At 61.2% G+C, this 23706-nt stretch carries 28 protein-coding genes; 9 read left to right on the plus strand and 19 right to left on the minus strand.

Annotated elements, in window-relative coordinates:
- Positions 1-527 precede the first annotated feature (527 nt).
- From AOT96_RS34325 to AOT96_RS36415, 5 genes are all read right to left on the minus strand, one after another.
- A complete protein-coding gene (locus tag AOT96_RS34325) occupies positions 528-2093 on the minus strand; it encodes a ParB/RepB/Spo0J family partition protein (RefSeq protein ID WP_065353058.1) in 1566 nt (521 codons plus the stop codon).
- A gap of 85 nt (positions 2094-2178) precedes the next feature.
- Positions 2179-2433 (minus strand): hypothetical protein, encoded by a 255-nt coding sequence (locus AOT96_RS34330; protein ID WP_042925380.1) that lies wholly within the window; start codon positions 2431-2433, stop codon positions 2179-2181.
- 33 nt (positions 2434-2466) lie between these two features.
- Positions 2467-2673, minus strand: coding sequence for a hypothetical protein (locus AOT96_RS34335; protein WP_042925381.1), 207 nt, complete (start codon positions 2671-2673; stop codon positions 2467-2469).
- Positions 2674-2705: 32 nt separating this feature from the next.
- Positions 2706-2915 carry a hypothetical protein gene (locus AOT96_RS34340; RefSeq protein WP_042925384.1) on the minus strand — a complete coding sequence of 70 codons (210 nt, stop codon included), beginning with the start codon at positions 2913-2915 and terminating at the stop codon, positions 2706-2708.
- 41 nt (positions 2916-2956) lie between these two features.
- Positions 2957-3079 carry a hypothetical protein gene (locus AOT96_RS36415; protein WP_257784577.1) on the minus strand — a complete coding sequence of 41 codons (123 nt, stop codon included), beginning with the start codon at positions 3077-3079 and terminating at the stop codon, positions 2957-2959.
- Between the two features lie 604 nt (positions 3080-3683).
- Here AOT96_RS36415 and AOT96_RS34345 point away from each other — a divergent pair.
- Positions 3684-4055 carry a hypothetical protein gene (locus AOT96_RS34345; RefSeq protein WP_128638049.1) on the plus strand — a complete coding sequence of 124 codons (372 nt, stop codon included), beginning with the start codon at positions 3684-3686 and terminating at the stop codon, positions 4053-4055.
- A 78-nt stretch (positions 4056-4133) separates the two neighbouring features.
- On the opposite strand, the gene AOT96_RS34350 is transcribed toward AOT96_RS34345, so the two are convergent.
- The 3 genes from AOT96_RS34350 to AOT96_RS34360 all read right to left on the minus strand — a co-directional run bounded on the left by AOT96_RS34350 (position 4134) and on the right by AOT96_RS34360 (position 6087).
- Entirely contained in the window at positions 4134-4472 is a 339-nt protein-coding gene (locus tag AOT96_RS34350) for a hypothetical protein (RefSeq protein WP_042925389.1), read from the minus strand.
- Positions 4469-5239, minus strand: a complete 771-nt coding sequence (locus AOT96_RS36275) for a hypothetical protein (RefSeq protein ID WP_083197733.1) — start codon at positions 5237-5239, stop codon at positions 4469-4471. Before AOT96_RS36275 ends, AOT96_RS34350 begins: the two co-directional genes overlap by 4 nt.
- 128 nt (positions 5240-5367) lie before the next feature.
- Positions 5368-6087, minus strand: a complete 720-nt coding sequence (locus tag AOT96_RS34360; RefSeq protein WP_065353059.1) for an SOS response-associated peptidase — start codon at positions 6085-6087, stop codon at positions 5368-5370.
- 157 nt (positions 6088-6244) lie between these two features.
- On the opposite strand from AOT96_RS34360, the gene AOT96_RS35950 reads away from it, so the two are divergent.
- On the plus strand, positions 6245-6382 hold the full coding sequence (locus AOT96_RS35950) for a hypothetical protein (protein WP_167398249.1): 138 nt from the start codon (positions 6245-6247) through the stop codon (positions 6380-6382).
- Positions 6383-6725: 343 nt separating this feature from the next.
- Here the strand turns inward: AOT96_RS35950 and ligD are convergent, their stop codons facing one another.
- Complete coding sequence (gene ligD / locus AOT96_RS34365; protein WP_065353060.1) at positions 6726-7700, minus strand: non-homologous end-joining DNA ligase; 975 nt, start codon at positions 7698-7700, stop codon at positions 6726-6728.
- 64 nt (positions 7701-7764) lie between these two features.
- Here ligD and AOT96_RS35955 point away from each other — a divergent pair, with 64 nt between their 5' ends.
- The 3 genes from AOT96_RS35955 to AOT96_RS34375 all read left to right on the plus strand — a co-directional run bounded on the left by AOT96_RS35955 (position 7765) and on the right by AOT96_RS34375 (position 9026).
- Entirely contained in the window at positions 7765-7929 is a 165-nt protein-coding gene (locus AOT96_RS35955; RefSeq protein ID WP_167398246.1) for a hypothetical protein, read from the plus strand.
- A 287-nt stretch (positions 7930-8216) separates the two neighbouring features.
- Complete coding sequence (locus AOT96_RS35960) at positions 8217-8531, plus strand: hypothetical protein (protein ID WP_042925390.1); 315 nt, start codon at positions 8217-8219, stop codon at positions 8529-8531.
- A 27-nt stretch (positions 8532-8558) separates the two neighbouring features.
- Entirely contained in the window at positions 8559-9026 is a 468-nt protein-coding gene (locus AOT96_RS34375) for a hypothetical protein (protein WP_128638043.1), read from the plus strand.
- Between the two features lie 143 nt (positions 9027-9169).
- On the opposite strand, the gene AOT96_RS34380 is transcribed toward AOT96_RS34375, so the two are convergent.
- Together AOT96_RS34380 and AOT96_RS34385 are read right to left on the minus strand one after the other, a co-directional pair.
- Positions 9170-9355 (minus strand): hypothetical protein, encoded by a 186-nt coding sequence (locus tag AOT96_RS34380; RefSeq protein WP_042925298.1) that lies wholly within the window; start codon positions 9353-9355, stop codon positions 9170-9172.
- 496 nt (positions 9356-9851) lie between these two features.
- On the minus strand, positions 9852-10499 hold the full coding sequence (locus AOT96_RS34385; protein WP_042925392.1) for a TetR/AcrR family transcriptional regulator: 648 nt from the start codon (positions 10497-10499) through the stop codon (positions 9852-9854).
- 94 nt (positions 10500-10593) lie between these two features.
- Here AOT96_RS34385 and AOT96_RS34390 point away from each other — a divergent pair, with 94 nt between their 5' ends.
- The 3 genes from AOT96_RS34390 to AOT96_RS34400 all read left to right on the plus strand — a co-directional run bounded on the left by AOT96_RS34390 (position 10594) and on the right by AOT96_RS34400 (position 14195).
- The gene (locus tag AOT96_RS34390) at positions 10594-12357 is read left to right on the plus strand and encodes an FAD-dependent oxidoreductase (RefSeq protein ID WP_042925395.1); all 1764 of its coding nucleotides are present in this window, start codon (positions 10594-10596) and stop codon (positions 12355-12357) included.
- Positions 12358-12433: 76 nt separating this feature from the next.
- Positions 12434-13354 carry a VOC family protein gene (locus tag AOT96_RS34395; protein WP_234552672.1) on the plus strand — a complete coding sequence of 307 codons (921 nt, stop codon included), beginning with the start codon at positions 12434-12436 and terminating at the stop codon, positions 13352-13354.
- A gap of 1 nt (position 13355) precedes the next feature.
- Entirely contained in the window at positions 13356-14195 is an 840-nt protein-coding gene (locus AOT96_RS34400) for an alpha/beta fold hydrolase (RefSeq protein ID WP_042925300.1), read from the plus strand.
- A gap of 403 nt (positions 14196-14598) precedes the next feature.
- On the opposite strand, the gene AOT96_RS34405 is transcribed toward AOT96_RS34400, so the two are convergent.
- Positions 14599-15195 (minus strand): recombinase family protein, encoded by a 597-nt coding sequence (locus tag AOT96_RS34405; protein WP_042925301.1) that lies wholly within the window; start codon positions 15193-15195, stop codon positions 14599-14601.
- A 271-nt stretch (positions 15196-15466) separates the two neighbouring features.
- Here AOT96_RS34405 and AOT96_RS34410 point away from each other — a divergent pair, with 271 nt between their 5' ends.
- Positions 15467-16564 (plus strand): PIN domain-containing protein, encoded by a 1098-nt coding sequence (locus AOT96_RS34410; RefSeq protein WP_128638044.1) that lies wholly within the window; start codon positions 15467-15469, stop codon positions 16562-16564.
- Positions 16565-16796: 232 nt separating this feature from the next.
- Here the strand turns inward: AOT96_RS34410 and AOT96_RS34420 are convergent, their stop codons facing one another.
- From AOT96_RS34420 to AOT96_RS34450, 7 genes are all read right to left on the minus strand, one after another.
- Positions 16797-17429, minus strand: a complete 633-nt coding sequence (locus tag AOT96_RS34420) for a TetR/AcrR family transcriptional regulator (protein ID WP_065353063.1) — start codon at positions 17427-17429, stop codon at positions 16797-16799.
- Between the two features lie 290 nt (positions 17430-17719).
- Positions 17720-18382: a TetR/AcrR family transcriptional regulator gene (locus AOT96_RS34425; protein ID WP_042925398.1), complete on the minus strand. Its 663-nt coding sequence runs from the start codon at positions 18380-18382 to the stop codon at positions 17720-17722.
- A 77-nt stretch (positions 18383-18459) separates the two neighbouring features.
- Positions 18460-19653, minus strand: a complete 1194-nt coding sequence (locus AOT96_RS36280; RefSeq protein ID WP_065353064.1) for a DUF2637 domain-containing protein — start codon at positions 19651-19653, stop codon at positions 18460-18462.
- Between the two features lie 80 nt (positions 19654-19733).
- A complete protein-coding gene (locus tag AOT96_RS36725; RefSeq protein ID WP_042925309.1) occupies positions 19734-20102 on the minus strand; it encodes a ParB family protein in 369 nt (122 codons plus the stop codon).
- Positions 20099-21016 carry a ParA family protein gene (locus AOT96_RS34440; RefSeq protein ID WP_083197736.1) on the minus strand — a complete coding sequence of 306 codons (918 nt, stop codon included), beginning with the start codon at positions 21014-21016 and terminating at the stop codon, positions 20099-20101. The genes AOT96_RS36725 and AOT96_RS34440 overlap by 4 nt, the downstream gene beginning before the upstream one ends.
- A 666-nt stretch (positions 21017-21682) precedes the next feature.
- Entirely contained in the window at positions 21683-22267 is a 585-nt protein-coding gene (locus tag AOT96_RS34445) for a hypothetical protein (RefSeq protein ID WP_051649719.1), read from the minus strand.
- Positions 22264-23466 (minus strand): replication protein, encoded by a 1203-nt coding sequence (locus AOT96_RS34450; RefSeq protein WP_231917509.1) that lies wholly within the window; start codon positions 23464-23466, stop codon positions 22264-22266. The genes AOT96_RS34445 and AOT96_RS34450 overlap by 4 nt, the downstream gene beginning before the upstream one ends.
- Positions 23467-23706 lie beyond the last annotated feature (240 nt).

The raw sequence follows: 23706 nt of genomic DNA on the forward strand, positions 1-23706 counted from the left end.
CTATCGAACAATGCGATATAAGCCAATACTTTCGCAGGTATTTCTTCGATTAGTTTCCGCTTTAGTTAATGACATCTTCAATCATTCTCCGCATTCTTTCACTAATCAAAACCGTGATGTACACAGCTGCTTGCATGCGTTCTACCTGCACTTTCTCCCCTCCCCCGGTATGTGCCGATATTCTGGTCTCGGCGGGAGTGGGTCAAGGTGAGCGTAGGAAAAAATATCGTAGCGGCGTTGTTCGAGCGTGCGAGTGGCGCGTGTGGGTATTTTTTCTGGAGCGGCCTTGATGCGCGAGTGTCGGGATAGAAGAATGTTCACACCGGGGCGGGTCGGTTCTTGTCCTTGCGCTTTTGTCGTGGTTAGTGGCCGGCGGCCGGGTGGCTTCTCGTGTGTCTGTGGTGGTGTCCGCATTCCGCCCTTCCGGTCCGCCTGTCGCTCTGACCGCCAGCCGGAGGCGGAAGGTGCGGGGCGGAAGGGCGGACGGTCCCCAGCCCTTTCGGGCCGGGGATCGCCGCTTCATCGGGTCAGTCGATCGCGACCTCGTCGAATGTGAGCTGTCCGGTGATGATTTCCTCGACGGCGGCGAGGGTGTAGCCCTGTTCCATCAGGAAACTGAGGTACTGGTCGGCATTCTTGGGCTTGGACCGCCATGCGTCTTTGACCATGCGGGACTCTTGCGCGGCGATCACCAGCGCGAGGAGCAGCACCTGAGCGCGAGCCTCGGACACCTTCGCCACTTGCTCGGCCAACTCTCGGCCGGGGTAGTGGCCCTTGAATCCGAGCAGCTCACCGAGTGATTCCGCTGCCTTGTATTCCGAGATCAGTCCGGGATCGCGGGCAAGGGTGGTCGCGACGTAGGCCGCTGCCGTTTTCGGTGGGGTCTTGCGGGCGAGCAAGGTTGTGCGCAGGAACTCGCGGCGGACGGTGGTCGCGGCCTCGGCCTGCTTGTTCAGCTCGCGGACTCGTCGCCGTTCCTGCTTGTCCTTCGCTTCCTGCTCGCGCACTGCCCGAGCTGCCTCGGCGGGGCCGTTTCCGCTGCCACCTGCGGCAGCGGGAACTGCGTCGATGATCGGTCGCGGCTCAAGTCCTGCGCCTTCCTGGTCGATGCACCAGTATTCCGGGAGGTATTCGGGCCGGTAGTCGACGGTATTGGCGTGCCGTAGCCCTTCGTCGGGTACGGCGGAATCATCGTCTTCGGTGTCCCAATCGACGTCGTCGTAGTCGACGCGCTCCCCGGTGGCTTTGTCGAAAAACGCGTCGTTCAATCCCAGGAACACTGCCCAGAACTGCGGGGCTGCGTCGATCATGTCCGGGGTGACCTCGTCGCCGTCTGTGGTGACCAGGTCGGACGGGGACGGCACCTCCTCCCCGAAACTGATGTGATCGTGCGGAAGGATCGTAAATCCCTTCTCCTCGAACGGGGCTGCGGCGAGGGCGTATGCCTCCCGTTCTTCGCGCAACCCGCGTAGTCGCTCCGCTACGTGGTCGAAGTCGTAAGACTGTGTGGTCAGGAGCTTTTCGACGGCATCGGTGTCTCCTGCTTCCTCGAACTCGGCCACTACTGCCGCGTGTGCGAGGTCGAGCTGTCCAGCGTCGAGGGCGGCGCGGGCTGCCTCGGCTTTCCCTACCGCTGCCTGGGCTTTCACATCCTTTTTGTCCATCGCGAGGGTCTTGGACACCTTCGTGATGGATGCTCCGAATTCGAGCATCTGCGCAACTCCTCGGGTGTGCTGAGCTGCCGTCAGCCCTTCGCGGTGCCGGTTGGCGGTGATCTGCTTACCGATCCGGTCGACGGCGCGGGCCTTGTCGCTGCCTGCGGTGTCGGGGTAGATCACGACGGGGATGCTGGTCAGGCCGGTTTCGCGGGCGGCGAGGGTGCGGCGCTGTCCGTCGCGGACGACGATCGTTCCGTCTGTGGTTCGTACGGCGCTGATCGCTTCGAGTACTCCGTTTTCGCGGATGGATTCGACGAAGTCGGGGGTCTGCGCCAGATCGACGCTGTCGCGGACGTTCTCGCCGATGTCGAGCGTGTCGGGGTGCAGCTGTGCGACCTCGAGTGCTGCGGCGGGGGCGGTGTGTGTTGCGGTCATCGTGTTGCCTCTCGTAGACTTCGGACACGACACCGGGCAGATATCAGCTGCCCGGTGTTGTGTTGTTTCCGTGGGGTTTTCGATCTCAAGCGGTGGCCGGTTCCAAGATCACTTGATCGGCCGTGGGGTGGCGGTCTCGGCAGTTATCGGCCTCGATGTGTGCGTCCATCAGGTCGGAGGCGTGGCCGTGGTAGTCGAGTGCGATGAGCAGCTCCACGAACACGTCGATTTCGGAGCAGCAGTTGTGCTCGACGACGCTGGCGAGATATTCGGCTGTCTCGAACAACGTCGCCCACGCATCCGCTTTCTCGCAGATGTTGTGTAAGTCGTAGCCGTACATGGTTTTCCCTTTCGGTTGGGTTGGTGCTGCCGGTCATGCGGCGAGCAGTTCGGAGGCGACTGCGAGGGCGTTCTCGGCGTTGGTGAGGTGTCCGCTTCGGACGCGGCCGTGCGGGAGCCTGTTTGCGTGCGCGAGTTCCGCTGCGGCCCAGGTCGCCAGACTGCGAACCTGCTCGTTGCGCTCTTCCTCGCTCAACGGGCGGGGGGCGGTTTCCTCGAGGTTGATGATTGCGGTGCTCATGTCGGTGTCCTTTGCTGGTAGCTGGTGGTCGGTTAGTTGGTGGGGGTGGCGGCGGCGTCGATGTCCTCCTCGGTGTGTCCGGCGTCGCGGGCTGCGGCGCGGGCTGCGGCGAAGGCGTCGACCAGGGCGGTGATGTCGGTGAAGCCTTCGCGGTTGGGGTCGAACATTGCTGCATCGAGGGCTGCGGTTGCCGAGGTAACTGCGGCCAGTGCGGGTGCGAGGGTGGGGGTCTCGGTGCTCATCGGTTGGTTTTCCTTTTCTCGAGGTTGGTGGGTGGTTGTCGTTACTCGGCGTTGACGCACTGTGCGGCGTTGCTGTGCATGCGAGGGCAGGAGTAGTCACCGCACCCGCAAGTCAGTCCGGCGTAGTGGATGGTTGCCGCGCTGTAGTCGTAGCCCTCGCTCATCGGTGACCTTTCGTTCGTGGCTGGGGACCAATCCTGTGCCCCGCCAATTTTTTTCGCCTTCTGGCATAGGAGAGTTGGACCGGCATGAGGGGGCCGGAGTGCAACTGGTGAGCGGAAGAGTTTTTCTGCGAGCTTGCGAGTGCGGGTTGAAAAAGTCTTTCGAGCCGAAGGCCGGAGCGAAGCGGAGTCAGCGGTTGCGCGCAGGTCACCGCCGGTCAAAATCGGAAGGCCAGAAGGAGAAACAAATAGAACGCTTTTGCAGACGGAGCGAAGCGGAGTTCTCTTCGGGGGACACCGCAGGTGGCCGGGCCGCCGGGCAGGCGGATGCAGTAGGTGATCCGACCGACCGGGTTGAGTGCCAGGCATTTACTCATCTGGAACTGAAAGCGGCAAGCGGACCGTTTCCGCATCCGCACTTAAGGGCAATCAGCCTTGTTTCGCCTAGTCATAAAGTATGAATGCCCAGATTGCGAGCCTTTTGCGCTACCGCTGACGTGACCGACGTCATGCTGTCGCAAATGTTCGGTTACCAACTTTTGCGATACCGTCAGTTACATCAAAGTGGGTTGCGGCCGATGCAGCCTTCGCGTCACAGGAGGTTTCCATGTCCCGTTCACGTATGGCCGTAGCTGCACTGTTGGTCCCGGTCGCAGCCGGTGCTGTCGCCCTCCTCGGCGCGGGTGCCGCATCTGCCGCTACGCCGTATTCCGGAGACGGTTATGTCGGTGTTCGATTCGATCAGAACGAGACGCGGTTCCTCGCCGACACCAACGCCGCTGATTTCCTCAACGCCATCCCCGGCGAATACTGGGGCGTGTATTCCGGCGAAGGCTCGGTCTACAACAACGGGACCATCGTCCGCGCCACCATCGGCCAACTGGTTGACGAGACCGCAAACCACCAAGGCCAGGTCTCGTTCAGCGTGAACAACCCCGCGATCTGGACGAGCACCGTCGACATCGTCCAAGAGTGGTGACATAGGTCGAGCTTGTACGCGTAGGGCCGGTGAGCGCATTGCTCACCGGCCCTTTTCGCGTGTCGGGAATTGTCCCGCTCAAGTGGTGGCCGGCACTTCGGTGATGGCGTCGGCGGTCACGAGCATGTCGATTTCGACGAGGTTGGTTCCGCCGGCATCGGTGACTCGCACGGTTACTCCGGCCAGCCATTGGCCGTCGTGCATTTTCGCCCAGTACCTCAAAATTCCGTCGAGGTATCCGGACATGTAGAGCGCGGAAGTTTTTACGCGCATGCTCACGTGGTCGGCGCGTGATGCTCCTCCGCGGCCGAGTGGGAGCGCCCGGCCGATGTCGACTTTCACTGCTTTCGGCTCGTCGAATGTCCTGATCACGGGGTGATCGGGCCAGCGTTCGGTCCAGTGGTCGGTGTTGATCACTGTGCTGCCCTCAACGGCGGTGTCGATGTGAGGGTGGTGTCGTCGACGGTGGCCCAGCGGAGTTGTCGGGTGTCGTCGCAGATTTCCATGCGGCCTGTGCGTTGTTGGAATCCTTTGCCGGCGGCCGCGACGTCGAGCCGAATGCCGGTCACACGCCCTCTCCCCGCTGTCAGTCCTGTGTATCCGGCGACTCGGGATGAGATTCGCAGATCCGGGCCGTCCCATTGCCCTTCTGTCACGATGAGCAGCGATCCCTTACTCCTCGCGCGCGCGGCCACCGCTCGCCCGCGGGAGGGCGTTACAGCGCCACCAGAGAGTCCCAGGACAACCACGTCGAATCCCTCCAGCAGAATTGCGGCGCAGTCGATTGCAGCGTCCTTGGGCTGGGGCACGAGGGCGACCTTCGCCAAGTCGCCGCCTTGCTCGTGGAAGGCGAGGAGTCCGAGTCCGGGCATTCCGATCACCGCAACGTGCCCACCGGCGGCGGTGACGGTGGCGAGGAGTCCGATGAGGACCGAGGCTGCGCCGTCGACGCTGACGACGGTTCCTCGGGCCAATCCGCCGCGTGGGAGCAGTGCACCGATCGGCTCCGGAACGGGCAGCATCCGGAGGGTTGATTGCGCGGTGGCCACGATCGGAGTCGGCTCGCGCTCGCCGACGGGTTTGAGCATCACCGACGGCGTAGCGGGTTCGGTGCCGTCGGAGCGGGCAGGGATCGAGGCCATCTTGCGGCGTAGCTGTTCGAGCTTTTCCGCCTTGGTCAGCACTGTTGTTGCTGATGAGTGGGGCTGCTGGTTCATCGTCGCCCCGCTTTCCTGGATCCGCGCGTACGTCCCGCACACCCAGGGTACTCGAACACAAGTTCGATCAGAACCGTATCAAAAGGTCTGGATCGCTACGGTCGGGCCACCGGCTCGAGCAAGCTCGGATCGTTGTTCCTCGGAGAGTTCACAGCGGTCGAGACTTCGTAGGGTTCGAGGTGCGGCTCCGGAACGGAGTTGATCATGGCCTGGACTTCACCTTTATCGGTGAGTGTCGGGTCGAGCCAGTGCTCCCAGAATGATTCGGGCAGAATCAGCGGGGATCTGTCGTGTATGTGTCCCGTGGCATCGGTGGCTGGCCGAGTCAAGACTGTGCAGGTCCATACCCATTTGTTCGGATCATCTTCGGGCAGTTCGGGATCGGGCCACAACTCGTAGAGTCCGGCCATTGCAAGGATGTCGTCCTCGCCGTGGAGGAAGTACGGAATCTTCGACCCTGCTTCACTTTTCATCCATTCGTAGTACCCTGCGGCCGGGATGATGGCCCGCCGTTTGGATGCACTACTTCTGAATGAGGGCTTCTCCGTGACGGTTTCACTGCGGGCGTTGATGAGTTTGGACGCCATCTTCCGATCCTTGGCCCAGGCAGGCAACAGACCCCATTGGACGGTCCGGAGCTGGCGCTGGGGCTCGGCGTCGGGTTCCTCGTGTGGGGTTCGTTCGAGGATCACCCGGACAGGTTGGGTGGGTGCGACGTTGTAGGACGGGGGAAGTTCGTCGCCGACGGTCTGCATCGTGTCGAAAAACGACTGTAATTCCTTATCTGAGCTCTTGCTTGCATAGCGCCCACACATGGCCTGACCTCCTCGTAGTCGGTTCCCGTCCCATTGAACAGCGTGGGTCCGACGGCCGCTTCCAACGGCGTGTGATGATCTCTGCGAGTACGTCGTCGACTGTCGAGGAAGGGGAAGTGCGATCACCAGCCCTCGGCCGGCGCCTACCGATGTCGCTTTGGCGATCGTGGCCGCAACGGTCCTCGGTGTCACGGTCGGAGTTCTCCTCACTGACGTGGTGGCCGGCGTCGCAGTCGGGGCCGGTACCGCAGTGGTCTTCCGCTTCGTGTTGCGGACGATCATCCCCCGGAAATGACCGCCAGCGCTGGTCAGCGGATCGGAATAACTCTGCGGCAGTGTTCGTTGTAGAGGCTGTCGGTGTTCGGTTCTTTGCCCCGGGTACCACCCCAGAAATGCCGCTTCGAGCGGCCACTTGCCGAGAGGCGCAAGACGGGCACCGACCCTGTGAAGCCGCTGGACACCTTTCGGTGCCGGCGGCTTCGTCATATCTACCAGGGCGTCAGTAACACTGTGTGCCTCCGAGCTCGCATGGAATCACCCCGGAGAGCGCTATCCGCCATTCCCACGGCAATGGAAGCCACCAAATCCAGCCGCCTGCGATCATCTGAAAGCCTCCTCGAATGCATTGTCACTCTGGATCAGTGTCGGCCGGGGAGGTCGACGTCATCGGCGGTCTTGTCGATGCGCATGCCTTTGAATGCTGGGTGTCTGAGTCCGCCGCCGGTGTACTCGCGGTACTCGACGTCGCACACTAAAAGTGGTTCTGACCAGCGGGCTTCGCGGGCGATTGCTCGTGGCGGTGCGATCGCGAACGGGCTGGTGGGTCGTTCGATGTCGATGAGTTGTTCGCGTAGTTCGCGGCGCTGTCTCGCGGAAAAGCCGGTGCCGACGTTTCCGATGTAGACGAGCGATCCGGAGTTGTCGTGGGCGCCGAGGATTAGTGATCCGATTCCGCCGGCCGCGTTGCCGGATCCGGGGACGAATCCGCAGATGATTCCTTCGGTGTTGGCGCGGAGTGGTGTTTTCAGCCAGCTCGGGGATCGTTTTCCGGGTTGGTAGGTCGAGGTGATGCTTTTGGCGACGATGCCTTCGAGGTGGTGTTTGCGGGCGACCTCGAGCATGGTCGGTCCGTCGACGTTGAGCCAGTGGGGTGGGACTTTGATGCGCGGGTGTTCGAGGCTGAGGTTGGCGAGCGCTTCGCGGCGTTCGAGGTAGGGCAGGTCGGTCGTCGATGTTCCGTCGATGTCGAGGACGTCGAAGACGTAGTAGGTGGTCAGGGCGTCGTTGCGGAGTTGGGCGGTGGGTTTGAGGACGTGCATCCGGCGCTGTAACCGGGAGAAGGACGGGACACCGTCGGGGCCGAGTGCGACGATCTCGCCGTCGAGGACGGTTTCGCGGTGGTCGAGCACGTCGCTGAGTGCGTCGACGATCTCGGGGAACGAGGTGCTGAAGTTGTTGCCGTTGCGCGACCACAGTGCCGGCGGTTTGGCGCCGGTGGTGGCGATGGCTCTGACTCCATCCCATTTCGACTCGAAGGCCCAGCGCTCCCCCGTGGGTGGATGCCCGAGTGTGGCGAGCATCGGCGGCACTGGCTTTCCGGTGGCGGCGCTCATTGCTCTACTGTGCGCGGGTTTGTACTGGTTTCGGCCGGTTTTCGGAGGTTGAGACAATAGTGAGATGAGCGAGAGTGCAGAACCGGATGAGGTTCAAGGGTGGAGCCCGGCCCCGGACGAGGGCCAGGCTGGCACGGTGCTGACGAAGGATGGTCAGTGGGCGTATCGGTACAAGGACGGCGCCGATTTGATCATCATGAAGATGCCCGAGCGCGACGCTCCGAAGTAGATCCAGACGTTGCACAGTCTCGGCCAACCGGTCGATCGCGTACAGCGACGGAGCTGCACACGAAAGAGCACCAGGTCGCCACAGTTGACCGATCTGCAACGGTTTATTGCAGGTCAGGACGTCGGCCTCCGCTTCGGTCTGGTCAGTGTGGCGACCTGGTGCTCGTCGCGATTGCAAGGATAGTTCGGGGGTCCGACGCCCTCAGGGAAATTCGTCTCCTGCGGTTATGGGGCCTGGTGCGGCAGGATGGTGTGGTCGTCGATGGTTGCCGGGAAGTGGGAGGTTTTGTGAGCAGAGAACATTTCAGTGCCTCGGACTTGATTGCACTCGGTTACGCAGCTGACAGGTTGACCTCGGTGTTCGGCGAGCCGGATTCTGTTGACGGGGAATCGCTTTGGGACAGAGAGACTGTCGTTGCGATCGAGCGCGATGTCTTGGCCCCCGCTGTCCGAGTCCTGTGGGATGCATTCGCTCCGGAGTGGAATACCCGCCTCAGAATGCAAGGCGTGTCGTTACCGTTGGGGTGGCCGCAGATGGAGCAGATGTTGGCGCGTGTGACGACGCGGGAGACCGCTGAACGTCAAGGGGCGCAAGCTTCCTGAGGAACTGTTGCTCTAGAGTTCAGGCTCGTGCAGAGATTGTTTCGTTTCACCTTCCAACTTCGGGCTCCGCTCACTATGCAGCAGGTCAATTTGGTACTGCCCGCAGTCCGTGCGCTGATGGAGCGAGAGGGGCTGGAGCCGAATTACGGACAGCTCGACCCCGAGGGCGAGGATCAGTGGATGATGTCCGGCTGGACTGCCGATCTCGACTACGACGTATTCCTGGATCGCTATCCGGGAGGGTCGATCGAGGTTTGGCAAAAGTCGGTGGAGCAAGCCAAAAAGCAGTACGGCTCGACTGCCGATCTTGACTACGACGTATACCTGAAGCGCTATAAGGGAAGGTCGATCGAGGATTGGCAAAAGTCGGTGGAGCAAGCCATAAAGCAGATAGTGGCAGAAGCGAATCCGGCGGCGTGGACGTTCTGTGAGTGGCGTAACTCGGACGACGAGGACTTTGAAGTCCTCGTCTATGAGGACGTTGACGACGAGTGATGCGCTCGGTCTTTGGGTTGTAGTCGTCGTCGGTCGGGACGGGACGGAGCTGATCATGATTGAAGATGCCGGAGCGTCCCGCCCCGGCGTAGGAGTACAGCTGTGCGGCCCGCACCGAATCCGGTGCGGGCCTTGCCTGTTGGTTAGCCCAACTGTGTATTCATCTTGTTCGCGAGCCATTCCGCGTCCGACTGGACCATCGGTCCGCGGAGGCAGTAGCGGCCGCGGTTGTCTTGGACGTAGTGGGTGAAGCACTCGTTCTCGTATCCGCCGTGTTCTGCGGTGCGAGGTATCGCGACAAAGCGTGTGGGAGCGGCTGTTTCGGTCATGGTGCTGCCTTCCTGAGAGTCGGTAGAGTCGCTCCCCTGTCACCAGGTCGAGGGTGGGCTGTCAACCCCGTAGAGCGAAGCGTGGGTTGACGGGTCGGGTCCCCGGCATGGTGTTCTGGGGCGACTTGTACGACGACTTTCTTGACCACTCGGGGCTGCGTAGCGGCAACGGCGCCGGAGGTGTCGTTCGGTTGCTGGTGTGTGGCCGGCGGTGGGTGTGTGCGGTGGTGGGCACCTCCCGCTTGGTGCGCTGGAGGGGTGATTGTGCGGGAGCGACGGAGCTGGACCACGGGTGGTGTCGCGGCAGCTCTGGTTTGCGGTGGGGAATGAGTATCAGGTCGCCACGTGTGTGCGGTTCAGTTGGCCGGGAGCGGCCGTGCAACGCTGTACAGGCACCTTTCATCGCAAAGTAGTGATGCCATGTGAGCGCGTTCGAGAAGGCCTTAGCGCTCCGCACTTAGGCCAGTCGCAGTCGAGGGGTCAATGCTTAGCTCGCTCACGCGTGGCTCGCCCTTACCTCGTCATCAAATGCGGCAGCGTGGGCTTCGCCGATGGCGATCATGGCCTTCGTGAGCTGCGCCATCTGCGAGGTAAGTGGAATGCCGTCGCCGCGTTGAGCGATGAAGGATCCGTCGATGCCAACCATGCCGAATACTGTCAGCTCGTCCGCGACCGCACTCGCGCGCACTGGCCCTAGGCCGGCGAAGGCCGACGCGATCATGCGGTGCATGTGCGCCCTGCCGTCGGAACGGATGCGGGTGATGGTCTCGCGGACCTCGGGGTCCATCACATCACTGGTCATCATCAGGATCGAGTGAAGCCGGTGGAAGTCATCGTGTCGCGCCAAGGCCTCGGCGGCGCGGTCCAGATACCACGCCAAGCGCTCCTCGTGGGTACCCCCCACCGGCGGTTGAGCTTGCGCCTCACGCATTTCGTCGAAAAACCGGTCCGCGCCGCGGGCCATGACCGCTGATAGCAACCGAATCTTGGAGCGGAAATGGTGGAAGACGAGGCTCTTGGGCATGCCGACCTCCGTTGCCACGGCGGCGACCGACGTCCCGTCGTAGCCCCGTTCGGCCATGAGGCGTGCAGTGGCGTCGAGAATCTCGTCGCGCGAGCGCTCGCCGCGCCTGGTGCTTGACATGTACACCCCTTTCGTGTGATCTTCATCATGAACTGATCGATCGGTCAGTCTTGCTTGAGATAAACCCACGCACATTGTGCAGGGAGGTCAATTCATGGTTACCACCGAGACCGATGTTCTCATCGTCGGCGCTGGACCTGCGGGCGCGACTGCCGCAGCCCTGTTGTCCACATATGGCGTCGCGAACATGATGGTCAACAAGTATCCCGGCGTTGCGAATAGCCCGCGGGCACACATCGTGAACCAGCGCACGATGGAGGTGTTGCGGGACCTCGGCTTGGAGGACCAGGCCAAGGCCTGGGCGATGCCTCAGGACGTCATCGGCACCACTGTGTGGGCCACCGATCTCGCTGGCAAGGAGTTCGGCCGGCTGCAAACCTGGTACTCCCACCCGTACTGGAAGGCCGAACACGATCTAGCCGCGGCAACCTCCATCTGTGACCTGCCGCAGGACCGGATGGAGCCCATCCTGGTCACGGCCGCAGCCCTGCGCGGCACTACATACTCGGCCAACACCGAGTTCATCAGCTTCGTCCAGGACGTCGATGGTGTCACGTCGAAGCTCGTCAACTGTCTCACTGGTCAGGAGTACGAGGTCCGCTCGAAGTACCTGATCGGCGCTGATGGTGGGCGCTCGACCATCGTTCAGCAGCTTGGACTGCCCCTGGAAGGCGAGATGGGCGAGGGCGGCAACATTAACGTCGTCTTCAAAGCAGACCTCAGCCGCCTGACCGAACACCGCCCGGCAGACATGTACTGGCTTATTCAACCCGGCGTCGGCGCTTTGGGCATGGGCATCGGTGTAATGCGCGTGATTCAGCCCTTCAAGCGATGGCTGGCCAACTGGGGCTACGACCCGGCTGAGGGTACGCCCGAGCTCACCGACGAGCTCGGCGTCCAGATCGCGCACCGGCTCATCGGTGACGACTCCATCCCGGTAGAGATCGAGTCCATCTCGCTCTGGTCTGTGAACCACATGAACGTCGCCGACAACATGAGAGGGCGAGTCTTCGTCGCAGGGGACGCAGCGCACCGGCACACGCCGATGCACGGCTTGGGCTCCAACACTTCGGTCCAAGACAGTTTCAACCTGGCCTGGAAGCTTGCGGCCGTGCTCAAGGGGCAGGCAGGACCTGGTCTGTTGGAGACCTACCGGGACGAGCGTGTGCCTGTGGCGCGTCATCTGGTCGACCGAGTGACGCGCACTCTGGGCGTAGTCCCGCCGATGTTCAAGGCCTTGGGGCTGCCGCCCAGTGCGGACCGGTCTGCGTACGAAGCAGCGCTTGTGGAGCTGGAGAAGCCAACCAAGGAGGCCGCCGTTATGCGGCGGGAGCTTGACGCGGCCATCCAAGGAACACTGACCATCTTCAACTCACACGGTATGGAGATGAACCAGGCCTACGAGTCCCCGGCGGTCGTCACCGACGGTGAGCCTGCCCCTAAGCCAGAGAAGGACCCGGAGTTCTGGTATTTCCGCTCCACGTTCCCGGGCCGTCACGTCATTCACGCGTGGATGACCAAAGAGCAGCGCAAAGTCCCCGTCATCGACCTTGTAGGAAAAGGCCGCTTCACCATCCTGACCGGCGTCGCGGGCGGCGAGGACTGGCGGGTTGCTGCTGCGAAGACCGGGGCTGAGCTCGGCGTCGAGGTCGCTGTCATCACCATCGGCCGCGGCGGCGACTACGAGGACTCATGGGGCACCTACGCCACAGATTGCGAAGTGGAGGAGGACGGCGCCCTCCTGATCCGTCCGGACCACATCATCGGCTGGCGTGCGATCGATTCGACTAACGCCGAGCCGCGGCTCCTCGCCGCATTCAAACAGATTCTCGCCCTTAACGCTCATGAAACCGAATGACCTTGCCGAACCGACCCTCAAGCAACATAGGGAGACACCCATGACAAACGGAACCCAGGAACTACCCACAGCTGGTGTGACCGAGCTCAGCTATGTCGTATACGAAGTCAGCGACCTCGCCGAGTGGGAGCACTTCGGCGAGCTCCTAGGTATGCAATACGGCGCGAAGACCACCAAGGGCTTTACCCTCCGTACCGACCAGAAGGCGCACCGCTGGGTCATCGAGCAGGGCACACAGGACGACCTCGTCGCATCGGGCTACTCGGTGTCTTCGTCCGCCGAGCTGAATGCCCTTGCAGAGAAGCTGCGCGCCGCAGGCTTGGAGGTGACTGAAGGGGATGCCGACCTTGCGGCGGACCGCAAGGTCGATCGGGTCGTCGTCACCGCAGACCCGATGGGCAACCGGATCGAGCTCGTGACCGGCTTCGCAGACGCCGAAACAGCGTTCAAGTCTGAACTTCTGCTTGGCACCTTCGTCACCGGACAGGGGGGCGCCGGTCACCAGGTACTACTGTCGCACGGCGTTAGCCGCGAGGACTATCTCCGCTTCTACAACGACCTGCTTGGCTTCAAGATCAGCGACACCATCATCGAGGAGGTCGCACCCGGTGTCTTCGCCGACCTGATCTTCCTGCACTGCAATCCACGTCATCACACCATCGCGCTTGGAGACATGCCGTTCCCGAAGCGCAACCACCACTTCATGATCGAGGTGACCGACATCCGTGACGTCGGCCTCGCTTGGGATCGTTGTCTGGCGGACCACCAGCCCTTGCACATGACGCTCGGCATGCACCCCAACGACATGATGTTCGGCTTCTACGTCGAGACTCCCTCAGGCTTCAGCGTCGAGTACGGCTGGGGCGGGCTGCTCATCGACGACGCGACGTGGGAGCCCAAGACCCTCGACAAGCTCAACAGCTGGGGGCACATGAACCCGAGCATCGTCGCAGAGCAGCTCGCTACTGGCGCCACGAACTCAAAGATCGGACATTGACGTGAGCATGGACCCGAGCGTCGTCGGCAAGAACGTCCAGACCAAGAGCTGGAAGATCCATTACATCGAGGCTGGCGAAGGTCCCGTGGTCGTGCTGCTCCACGGCGGCGGCCCCGGCGCGACCGGCTGGAGCAACTACGCACCGAACATTGAGGCCCTCTCCCGACACTTCCGGGTCGTCGTGCCGGACATGCCCGGCTGGGGTGACTCTGATCCGGTGGACTTCGACAAAATCGACCACGTCACCGTACTCGTGGAGCTATTCGACGCTCTTGGCATAGAGAAAGCCGCACTCGTCGGCAACTCGATGGGCGGACACAACTCGATCCGTTTCGCCATCGAGCATCCCGAACGCATCTCGCATCTGATTACGATGGGACCCCCCGTACAGCCTAAGCCGTTCCTCTTCGGTTCCGCCGGTCCGAGCGAGGGCATCAAGATCATGTACGACGCGTACCTGGACCCGAGCCCGGAGGGAATGGCCAAGCTCGTCGACATCATGGTCTTCGACCAGCAGAGATTTGCCAGCCCCGAACTGATGAAGGAGCGCTCGGAAAACGCTCTCAAACACCCCGAGCACCTGGAGAACGTCGCCAAGAGAATCCCGTTCGCGCCGATCCCGATATGGCTCGACCAGTCCAGACTCGGTGACGTCACCGCACCGACGCTGCTGATCCACGGCCGCGACGACCGTGTCGCTACATTCGAGGGCTCGCTGTTCCTGGCCGCCGGCATCCCGAACTCCCGGACCGTACTGATCAACCGCTGTGGCCACTGGGCGCAGCTCGAGCACGCGGACGAGTTCAATCGGCTGGTCACTGACTTCGTGCTCAACAACTGATCTGCTGGTCGCGGTACAAGCTCGGCAGATACCAGATCACGACCACCCGACAAGGCGAAGCGTCCCAGGGTTCGATGGAGAGATCCAAAACCCGAAAGGGATGATGCACATGGTCGTCGCCCCCGCAGGTAGCCCGACGAGCTACTTGAGAACACGTGTCGAAAAACCCTATTTCGAGCATTTTCGACGCATTTTGTGACGATGCCCCAGGTGCTTGTCGGTCACCCGGCCGGCGCCAAGAAGTTGAGAGCCGCTGAACGATCGTCCGGACCCCGATCGTTCAGCGGCGACCGTCGTGGATCTGGTAGACACCTCTCGCTGCTTATTCCTCCCTCTGTGGGTGGGTTGGGGTAGCTGATGTCAGTTTCAGACGACGAATGCGCCAGTTCAGAAGTGGGCTGCACTACCCCTTCTCGGTCGCGAGAGCGTCCCGTTCGGCGCGCGCCAGACTGATGTTGTTGTAGAGGGCGGACTTCTTCAATCCCGTGTTTTTGCAGAGTGTTTCGATCTTGAATTGCCGCGTCTCATACATTTGGAGAAGGTAGGCCCGTTCCTCCGGGGTGAGCTTATGTGTTCGGCCTTTCATCTTGCCGGCTGCGGTAGCGGCAGCGATGGCGTCGCGGGTGCGAGCCCGGATCAGGTCGGACTCGAATTCGGCCATGAGACCGAGCATTCCGATGAACATCTTCCCCATGGGATCGGTCGGGTCGTACACCTTGCCGTCGATCGACAACGCCACTCCGCGCGTAGCCAGACGTTCGACGGTCTCGTGGAGATCCCGCGCCGACCGGGAGAGCCGGTCGAGTTTGGTGACGCAGAATTCGTCACCTTCGCGACTGGCATTGATCGCGTTCTCGAGTCCGGGACGGGTTGCCTGCCGTCCGCTGACTCCGTGATCGATGTACACCCGGTCGCTATCGACGCCGATCTTCTCCAGCAACCCGATTTGGACGGAGGTGTCCTGTCGGACGGTGCTGCACCGCGCGTACCCGATTTTCATGACCCTCCGGCCTTGCTGGACTCGATCTGTCCAGTAGAGACTACGGGAAGCTGGAATTATCCAATGGACCTTATAGTGGACTGGCGCGCCGGGAAACTCGCGACGTCAATCGCTCTCAGAAGCCCGTTCGCGATCGTCCGGTATGACGTTGGTCAAAACGCACACCCAAACCCGCAGGAAGGCTCTCAGCCGGTTCTAGGGGTGAGGTGAAAAATTTCTGTTTGGACGGAGCCTGATAACTAGAATCTGCGTCGTCAGGTAGCGTTCATTCATGGCTGTAGCAGGAACTGTGACGTCTCGATACATTGTCTTAGACGCCAACTATCTGGTGAGCGATTGGCAACTTACGAGTCTGTCCTCGGTGCTGTTGCGGCGCATGACGGAGGAGCACTGGTGGAAGGTGGCAATTCCTCAGGTGGCGCTGACAGAGGCCGCGGCGACACATGGGCGCTTCTGCAATGACGCTGAGATTCGCACTCGGTCGCTACTTAATGAGCGACGCCGGTTGGGTTTGCCCGACGCGCTGATGCCAGTCGCGCCATTTGACTATCTCGCATTCATTGAAGAGTTACTTGAAGAGAAGGTCGTCGGATTTGAGAAGCTGCCAGTTCCGACTGTCTGCCACGATGAGTTAATTCACCGTGCAGTAAACCGAATACCTCCCTTCGATGCGAAGGGCAGTGGTTATCGAGACTCGCTGTTGTGGGAAAACGTGAAGAAATTGGCCGCTGAGGGACATCAGGTGGCATTCACGTCGAAGGACAAGGTATTCGCTGGTGATGACGGCCAGTTAGTTCCATCGCTCGCTGCTGAGATTGAAGGTTTGCCAGGTGATGTAGTGCTTGTAAGAGATTTGAGCGCTTGGCTCGTCAGCGAACTTCCATGGAAGGCCACGAACGTGTCGGAGGCGGTTGCCGAAGCCAACCGAAATATGTTCTTTTCCTATCTACAGGCGTCGGATATTTTAGAGGACCTTACCCCGCCTCTGGAGATTCTCGGTGTTCCGACAGGTGCCTCGAATGTCGGAATAGACGGCGTCGAATGGAATGGTTCTTTTGAGCAAACAAGCTCGGAAACTGGACCGGCTGGAACGACGATTTCTACGTTCGACGTAGGTCTGATCGTTTCCTATCACGCCGAACTTTGGCCTAGCGCAGCCTTGACCAGTAGTTGGCGAACAAAGCCATCGATCGGGTCGGTGCAGAGCATTGAAGATGGTGCCGAAATAATTGCACGCTTTACAGTGCTGTTCGACCCAGATGGCCAGTCGATCAGCGAGGTTACGTTCAGACCTGTCGGCGCACCGGATGACTACGACTACTCACTGTATCTTCCCCATAAAGATCAGATCCCACTTTTTGACGCTTAGCCGCAGACAGTGAGCGGTTTCCCATGACGGGTGCCCGACCTGGTCCAGGTCGGGCACCTTACCCGCAAAATCAGGATCGCTCGCGCGTTTTCGGAATCACGAACACGGGCGGCGATTGCGCCAAGGATCACGACAGCGGCGAAGATCGCGATGATATTTCGTGCCTGGATTCCGTTGATTGCCAAACCAATCACCGATATTGCTGACGGAAGCCCTGATGTCGTGGATCATCTCACGCGCCCACGGACGTGATGTGGGCTGCGACGGTGTCACCGATGCGGGTGGCGAGGTCGATGTCTTCGCGTAGGAAGGCGGAGGCGTGGGTGGCGCCGATGGTTCCGGCGCACAGGTTCCATGCGAGTCGGTGTGCGGCTGGAGTATCGGGGATTTCGCCGGCGGTGATGGCGGTGTCGATAATAGCGCCGACAGTATCGACCCAGTGTGCGAAGGCGTTGGCGTTGTCGATGGTGGGTTCGAGGGTGAGTTTCATCCCGGCGCGCAGATTGGTGTCATCAGCGATCTTGTGTGCCAAGGAGGAGAAAATCGCAGTCAGACGATCGAACGCGACACCTCCAGCGGCATGTTCTGACGCGTCGTGGGTGGACTCGTCGATCGCGAGATTCCAGTCCGCGATGAGCTGTTGTGCAATCGCTTCCTTGGACGGGAAGTGGTAGTAGACAGCACCTCTCGCGAATTTTCCTGCGGCGAGGATTGTGTTGATGGTGGCGTTGCCGTACCCCTCGATGTCGAACTGTTCGGCCGCGACGGCGATGACTGCTTCTCGCGTTCGGATCGCGCGATCCTGCATTGCGGAGTTCTTGCTGCCGTGGGTTCGGCCGATGTGGGGGCGAATAGGATTGCTCATAGCTACAGGTCCTGTCTGTGGCTCGGTCCTGGCGGTGTTGCGAGCACTGCCAGGACCTCTATGTATGTATCGGGTTGTTCGGCTGAGGCGCGGGGCCTCTCCAATGCATGGAAGTTCCTGTGGTTCAGCGGCTACCAGTGAGCCGGAGTGCCCGCACGGATCGCAGGGTCAGCGCCGCGGGCGCGATTCTGTCAGGGCAATCGGTGGTTCCTGAAAGTCGGAGAACAAGTTTCGATGGATTTGTTCGGTGTACGAGGATGGTCGAGGCGCCGGGTTCGATGCGGTTGTGTTCACAAGGTCGCTCCTTCGATCATGCGGACGGCGGCTGGGTCGGTTCCGCGCCACATCATCAGCAGATCATCGACACGCCTGGTGATGGTGTCGTTCTCACCTAGACTCGCCGCAACTTTTACCGCGCCGACGAATCCGGCGCAGAGGGTGTCTGCGAGCCTGGACATGCTTTCGGCGCAGTCGAGGGTTCCGGAACGGATCGCGTCGACGACGATCGGTGTCAGGGCTTCTGTCCACGCTTCGTAAGTGGCGTGTGCGTCGTTGAGTGACTGGTCAACGCTCAGGACGAGTCCGGCGCGGATGATCGCCTCGTTTGCGGTGCGGCGAGCGAGCTCGCGGTAAATCATCAGTACTTGCCTGTCGGCGGGTTGACCGGTGGCGGTCGCTTTCCCGACTGTCTCGGTGACTGCGTCTGACCAGCGACGGAGCATCTCTCGTGCGATGGATTCCTTCTTCGAGAAGTGGAAGTACATCGCGCCTTTGGTGCTCTGGGAGATCGCCAGAATGTCGTTGATGCTGGTTCCCGCGTAGCCCGTTTTACTGAACAGGGTCGCGGACACCTCGAGGATCCCCTCGCGGGTGGCTTTCGCTCGCGGTTGCATCGGTGGTCGACCGGTTTTGCCGTGGTCGATCTCCGCATCGGGCTCGTTATGATCGTGCATGGTCACAGACTCCATTCTGTGGTCGTCGGCCCTGACGGTGTTCGTAGCACTGTCGGGGCCACCTTTCGGGGTGGGCTTTACACGGCCGTGAGTTCGCTCCTCATCGGATTCTCCGCAGCTCGCAGGTCCAGTAGCGGCGGGCTCTCGAATCCTGCTTCGCGGGCAGCTTTATCGAACTGCTGGTAGCGCCGCCATGCGGTCGATGTCACGACAGGCGGGTTCGACTGTTCGGCGATCGCTTCCCATGTGAGGTTCGGGCGTTCGAGCCTGAGTAGTGCAGTTTCCTTGACTGATTCCGGCAGCTCCGAGTTTGCGAGGAATTCCTTGAGCGCGTCGAACTCGATGGTTGCCGGTGTAGCGCTCATATCGGACAGCGGGACTGGTTCGAGACTGACTGTCTCAGTTGCGGGTGCAAAGTCGTGGCCGGGGTTTTCGACGGTCACGTGCGTCGCCGCAATCGGTGCAACATCCGTTGCCGGTCGTGCAATACGTCGCAGGAGCAACCATGCCGTGAGTCCGGCTGCGCCTGCACCGGCGGCCTGAATGGGTCCGTGGAACGTCAGGAGCGCGAGGGTTGCAAGTGCGCCTACGCCGCCGATCGCATTTCGGCTTGCTGGGGATGTGAGGACAGACAGGGAGCTGCGGCGCTCGAACTGCGACTTTGCATCGTTGTTCTCGGGTTTTCCTGCAACGGGAGCTGGGGGTGCAGTGTCGTCGGAGAGAGCTACAGGCTGGGTCCCCACGGTATGAGAATCGACGAGTTCCCGGTAAGCGGCGTAAGCGATTCCGACAGCCTTCACCAGGACCGTGATGCCGTGGGTGAACGCCAGAACCAGGGCCGGCGGGATGATTGCGAGGGCAGCTGCAATGGCCGGTGCGAGAGGGACAAATCCGAGGTCTCCCCCACTCGCGGTGAACTCTCTGGCGTCGACGGCCGCGTTGTAGGCGTGGAAGGCATTGCCCAGGATGCTGATTACGACGACGCTGACTGCAAGGGCGATGTAGAAGCCACGGTCGCGTCGGTTCATCTTGAGCTTGCTGATGATGACGATGGCGATGGTGGAGCCGAGGATTGCGCTGTCGACGATTGCAGGAAAAATCCAGGTCAGATTTTCCGGGATGAGTGCTTGCCTGGCGAGGTCTCGTTGCACGGCGAAGGAGAGTATGAATGCGCCGGTGGTGATGCCGAGTGCGATGACGATCGCGAGTGCGAGTGCGGCGAGCAATGCGCCTAGCTGAATACGGGCAGCCCGAAGGCTAAAGTCGGTCATGATCGGGCTTCTTCCTTCAAGTGGTTTCCCGGTCTGGAGCCTCGCCGGTTGCATCCGGCGGGGCTCCTTCGATGTGTAGGTCAGTCGTCTGAGATGGGGCGCCCGCTGGGAAGTGCGCCGGTCTCCGCTTCGTACTGGTTTCCGCTGTTGTGCACTGACTCCCGGCGTTCCGCCTCTGCCGCCAGCGCTTTCTCCACGAATTGCGACCAGGATTTGTCGTCCTCGAGGTGGCTTGTGTTTCGGTAAGCACCTCGGGCGCGACTGAATACCTCTTGGTCGACGTAAACCGTAATACGTTTGGGCTTAGGCTTTTCCACAACTGCCGGCGTGGGCTGTGGAAGCGGGGGGACTTGCGCGGGAGTGCGGTTGGATCTCTGCATACGAGACAAGTCACCAGTCACGTTCCGCGGAGGTAGCGCCGTGAGCTTTCGGTCGGGCCGATCATTCATACCCGTGCTTCCTCTCTTTCCGCTGTTGCAACGCGGGTGACAACTTCTTGCGCCACTGCAAAGAGGTCGTCTGCAACGGATTTGGACGATTTCGGCGCGAGGGCCTGAGGCTCGGCGTTGCCTTTGATGACGTCGTACCATTTCGGACCGCTTCGGACGACTGCATCGAGTTCGGCTGCGAGCATGCCCCGCTCCCGTGTTGCCTGGGCGGTCGCCTCAGAGTGACGAACGGTGGCCGTGAAAACGACGTCGTCGTTGCCGAACGCCTCTGCAATCGCAGACCTTGCTTGTTTGAGCACGGTCTTCGCTGATGTACCCACGGCCACGAGAACGACGCCCAGTAGATCCAGGTCGGGGTTGATAGCAGCGACGGCGTCGATACGGTGCGCCACGGCTGCCATTCCTTTTCGACTGGATGCATCGGATTTGACGGGCACGAATGCCCATTTTGCGGCCGCCAACGCTGCTGTCTGCAAGGTTTCGTCGCCGGGCGGGCAATCGATGAGGACCATGTCGTAGGTGGCCGCCATTGGAGCAAGGACCCTTGCAAGGGCAAGCTTTGCTCCATCTGGATCTTTGGACGCCATAGCGGTTAGAGCGGCTGTCGCTTGTTCGAGGTGCACTCCCCCGGGAAGGACGTCAAGATTTGCACGGACATTTTCGATGGGTTTTGCGTCGCCGCCGAATGCGATTGCACTGGCAAGCGATCTCCCCTGATCATCCCCGGTTTCGCTGGTGTACCCGAGGTCTTCGGCGAGGTTTCCCTGAGGGTCGAGGTCGACGAGCAGGACCTTCTGACCGGAGGCTGCCAATTCTCCGCCGACGTTGGCTGTCAGGGTCGTCTTCAAGACGCCGCCCTTGCCGTTGATGACGGCGATCACCCTTTTACGTGTTTCGCGAAAGTCGGTCTGCATTGCTCTCCTTCGACAGCATTGGCGCGTTTGACGGTATTGACAGCATTCCACGCGATAGCCAGTAATGCAAGCAATAGCAGTAATAACAGTATTAACGTCAACCGTTGGAAATCTCGCATACGGCTACGACGAGTGGACCTAATGCCAGCAATACTGGCATTGCTGGCATGCCCGCTCAATGTCACGAAAACCTCGCTGACATGCATGTTGCTAATAGCAGCATTACCAGCATTAGAGCCGAGAGGGTTCTCGTCGCCGACAAAACCCACTCAGGCGGGCCATCGAAAGCAGGGAATACTGGTATTACTGTCATTATGGGCCTCGCGGGCTCAACCGCACTCAAACACGATTTGCTGCTATTGACAGTAATGCTGTTATTTGCGCTAGGGGTGGCGCAATTTCCGTTTCGGGGCGCCGCCATCGCGCAAAATTGCAGGTTGCGAGGCCGAGCCGTGGCGCCGCACGGTGGGTGCATGTCCCGCTCTACCTTCAAAGTGGATAGGGGAGGGGAGGGCTGTTGCGGTTGCTCGCCGGGCTTGGGTCCTCAACTTCGGATCGCGTTTGCCAGTTTTGCATGCGCCACCAGCCAGGCTTTGCGTCCTTCCGCAGAGCCATCTCATTGCTCCGGACGTACTGCGCCAGATGCAAAATGAACAATCCTTCGGCTCACGTTTCCTTCGCCCGGAGTCGGATGTTGTTTCGTGCTGGGCCGAAGACTGTCACTCCGTGTTCGACCTCGGCCGGCGTCGAGCTTTGGTGGACGAGTGAAACCCGGTCTGTTGCGTGCACTGCGGCTTGGTCGTGGGAGTGCACGGTCGCGTTGTCGTAGGCATAGGTGGTGGTGTCTTCTCCGACGTCGCCGAAGGAGTCGTCGACGAGGTTGCTTGTGGCGCGGTTGGTGGCGCGGACGCGTGTGGTGTCGAATGCGTCGGTATGGGCGTTCCCGTAGGCGAAGAGAGTTGTGTGCCCGAAGATTTGGGATCGTGCGGCGTCGGTGGCCACGATCTGGGCACTGCGCTTCGTTTCGGGTGTCAGTCGGGTGATGATGACTCGTGAGACGCCGACGATGCGGATCGTGATGCCGTCGGGCAGCTCGGCGTCGGTGAGTTCTAGGGGTTCGTTGTTGCGGTGGTCGATGACGATCGTCTTTGCGCCGGTGCGCAACCGTTCGTGGATCTGGGGGACGGTCTGGCAAGGGGAGAGCGGCCGGCGTCTGACGGGCGGCTTTGCGGACGGGCGTTTTCCGTTCATCGCTTACCTCGATCGGACAGATGGGTGATCCACACGGGGGAGGTTTCATTCTCGCGCGCGGATGCCTGGGTCTTTCGGATGCGGGCGCTGTCGGCCGCTCGGCGGGCGACGAAACGGGCAGCTTGGCGGCCGGGGGAGTCCTCGGCAGCGGCTGATGCGTACCGGCCCCGTTCCGCCTCGAACGCTGCTGCCTGTCGTTCCCGTTCGACTTTTTCCTGGTCAGCAGCTATCTGAGCGAGAACGTGCGGGGCGAAGGCGAGATCCTGCTGCTTCATGAGCCAGCGGATGAACGCGATGGGGTGCTTCGGGGCCGGTGCCATCCGTGTGGCCTTGCTCCAGGCGTCGATCGCGTCGTTGAGATCCGCGGCCGTCCAACCGTGTGCAGCTGGGTCGGTCAGTGCGGGTGCCCACCCTCGGGGGGTGTGTTGGCGCGCCCAAACGGGAGTTCGTGGGTTGCTGAGCCATTTGGATGCGAGCAATAAGCCTTTCCTGGTCGCTTCGGCCTTCTCGACGTCCGCCTTGGACTCCTTGCGCCGCGGAGCGGCTCGTTTATCCACAGATCGTTTAGTAGTTAGAACCTCTCTACGAGAGGAAGGGATACAAAACTGACCCCTGCGGGGGTGGGGTGCCATCTGTATAGATCCGTCGACGACGATGCGGGTCTTATCCACAGGTTTCCGTGGGTGCAATGCCCAGACAGATGCCCATCCTCGGCCCTTGTCCTGGAAGCGATGCGAGCCGAAGCGTTCGCCTCTACGGCGAAGCCGGCCGCGGAGTACCTCAGTGGCCACACGCAGCAGTTTGAGAGTCTCGCGGGCACGCTGAACAGTTCGCTTCTTCTTGCCAGTGCGTTCGATGAGGGTCGGGATCGACAGCCGTGAGTTGCGTCCGGTTTTGAAGTCGGCGGCTCCCGCCATTGCGGCGGCGACGCTCAGGAGTGTCTTGAGGCTGATGCCTCCACCGGTGCTGGCGACGAGCTGAGGGCGGATGGTGTTGTATTCCGCCATGTATGCCTCGCGGACGATCACCTCGACCCAGTGCTGCTGTCCCTGCCAGTACGCGAGGCCGGCGTGCGCGCCCTCGTCGAGTTCAAGGCGGACTTGGCAGTAGCGGCGGCACGCTGCCTCGCGACCACCTAGAGCGTTGAGGTACGCCGGGGTCAGCGAATGGCACTGGTGCCCGTACAGGTGTCCCGGCATTCTGCGGGGTGTGCGAGCTGTTCCGTAGCGGCGCCGCGTAGGGCTGCTACCGCAATACGGGCGCTGTATGGGTGCGGGCGTGTGCTCCATCGCTGAGACACGCGAGTCAATTATTGAAACTTCATCAGAGCGCGATGTACCCTGAGACCTGTCCAGCAAGACAGTCCCTTCGGGGAAAGCAGCAAGACCCTAAGAACCGAGCGTCAACTCGTTTCTTACGACATCCGAATCCCCCGGCCC

The sequence above is a fragment of the Rhodococcus sp. 008 genome (assembly GCF_001682295.1).
Lineage (GTDB): Bacteria > Actinomycetota > Actinomycetes > Mycobacteriales > Mycobacteriaceae > Rhodococcus_F > Rhodococcus_F qingshengii.

Bases quoted from the DNA above. Each gene is read 5' to 3' on its own strand.
- AOT96_RS34325 (WP_065353058.1), bottom strand. From the start codon at position 2,093: ATGACCGCAACACACACCGCCCCCGCCGCAGCACTCGAGGTCGCACAG.
- AOT96_RS34330 (WP_042925380.1), bottom strand. From the start codon at position 2,433: ATGTACGGCTACGACTTACACAACATCTGCGAGAAAGCGGATGCGTGG.
- AOT96_RS34335 (WP_042925381.1), bottom strand. From the start codon at position 2,673: ATGAGCACCGCAATCATCAACCTCGAGGAAACCGCCCCCCGCCCGTTG.
- AOT96_RS34340 (WP_042925384.1), bottom strand. From the start codon at position 2,915: ATGAGCACCGAGACCCCCACCCTCGCACCCGCACTGGCCGCAGTTACC.
- AOT96_RS36415 (WP_257784577.1), bottom strand. From the start codon at position 3,079: ATGAGCGAGGGCTACGACTACAGCGCGGCAACCATCCACTACGCCGGA.
- AOT96_RS34345 (WP_128638049.1), top strand. From the start codon at position 3,684: ATGTCCCGTTCACGTATGGCCGTAGCTGCACTGTTGGTCCCGGTCGCA.
- AOT96_RS34360 (WP_065353059.1), bottom strand. From the start codon at position 6,087: ATGTGTGGGCGCTATGCAAGCAAGAGCTCAGATAAGGAATTACAGTCG.
- ligD (WP_065353060.1), bottom strand. From the start codon at position 7,700: ATGAGCGCCGCCACCGGAAAGCCAGTGCCGCCGATGCTCGCCACACTC.
- AOT96_RS35955 (WP_167398246.1), top strand. From the start codon at position 7,765: ATGAGCGAGAGTGCAGAACCGGATGAGGTTCAAGGGTGGAGCCCGGCC.
- AOT96_RS34380 (WP_042925298.1), bottom strand. From the start codon at position 9,355: ATGACCGAAACAGCCGCTCCCACACGCTTTGTCGCGATACCTCGCACC.
- AOT96_RS34385 (WP_042925392.1), bottom strand. From the start codon at position 10,499: ATGTCAAGCACCAGGCGCGGCGAGCGCTCGCGCGACGAGATTCTCGAC.
- AOT96_RS34390 (WP_042925395.1), top strand. From the start codon at position 10,594: ATGGTTACCACCGAGACCGATGTTCTCATCGTCGGCGCTGGACCTGCG.
- AOT96_RS34405 (WP_042925301.1), bottom strand. From the start codon at position 15,195: ATGAAAATCGGGTACGCGCGGTGCAGCACCGTCCGACAGGACACCTCC.
- AOT96_RS34410 (WP_128638044.1), top strand. From the start codon at position 15,467: ATGGCTGTAGCAGGAACTGTGACGTCTCGATACATTGTCTTAGACGCC.
- AOT96_RS34420 (WP_065353063.1), bottom strand. From the start codon at position 17,429: ATGAGCAATCCTATTCGCCCCCACATCGGCCGAACCCACGGCAGCAAG.
- AOT96_RS34425 (WP_042925398.1), bottom strand. From the start codon at position 18,382: ATGCACGATCATAACGAGCCCGATGCGGAGATCGACCACGGCAAAACC.
- AOT96_RS36280 (WP_065353064.1), bottom strand. From the start codon at position 19,653: ATGACCGACTTTAGCCTTCGGGCTGCCCGTATTCAGCTAGGCGCATTG.
- AOT96_RS36725 (WP_042925309.1), bottom strand. From the start codon at position 20,102: ATGAATGATCGGCCCGACCGAAAGCTCACGGCGCTACCTCCGCGGAAC.
- AOT96_RS34440 (WP_083197736.1), bottom strand. From the start codon at position 21,016: ATGCAGACCGACTTTCGCGAAACACGTAAAAGGGTGATCGCCGTCATC.
- AOT96_RS34445 (WP_051649719.1), bottom strand. From the start codon at position 22,267: ATGAACGGAAAACGCCCGTCCGCAAAGCCGCCCGTCAGACGCCGGCCG.
- AOT96_RS34450 (WP_231917509.1), bottom strand. From the start codon at position 23,466: ATGCCGGGACACCTGTACGGGCACCAGTGCCATTCGCTGACCCCGGCG.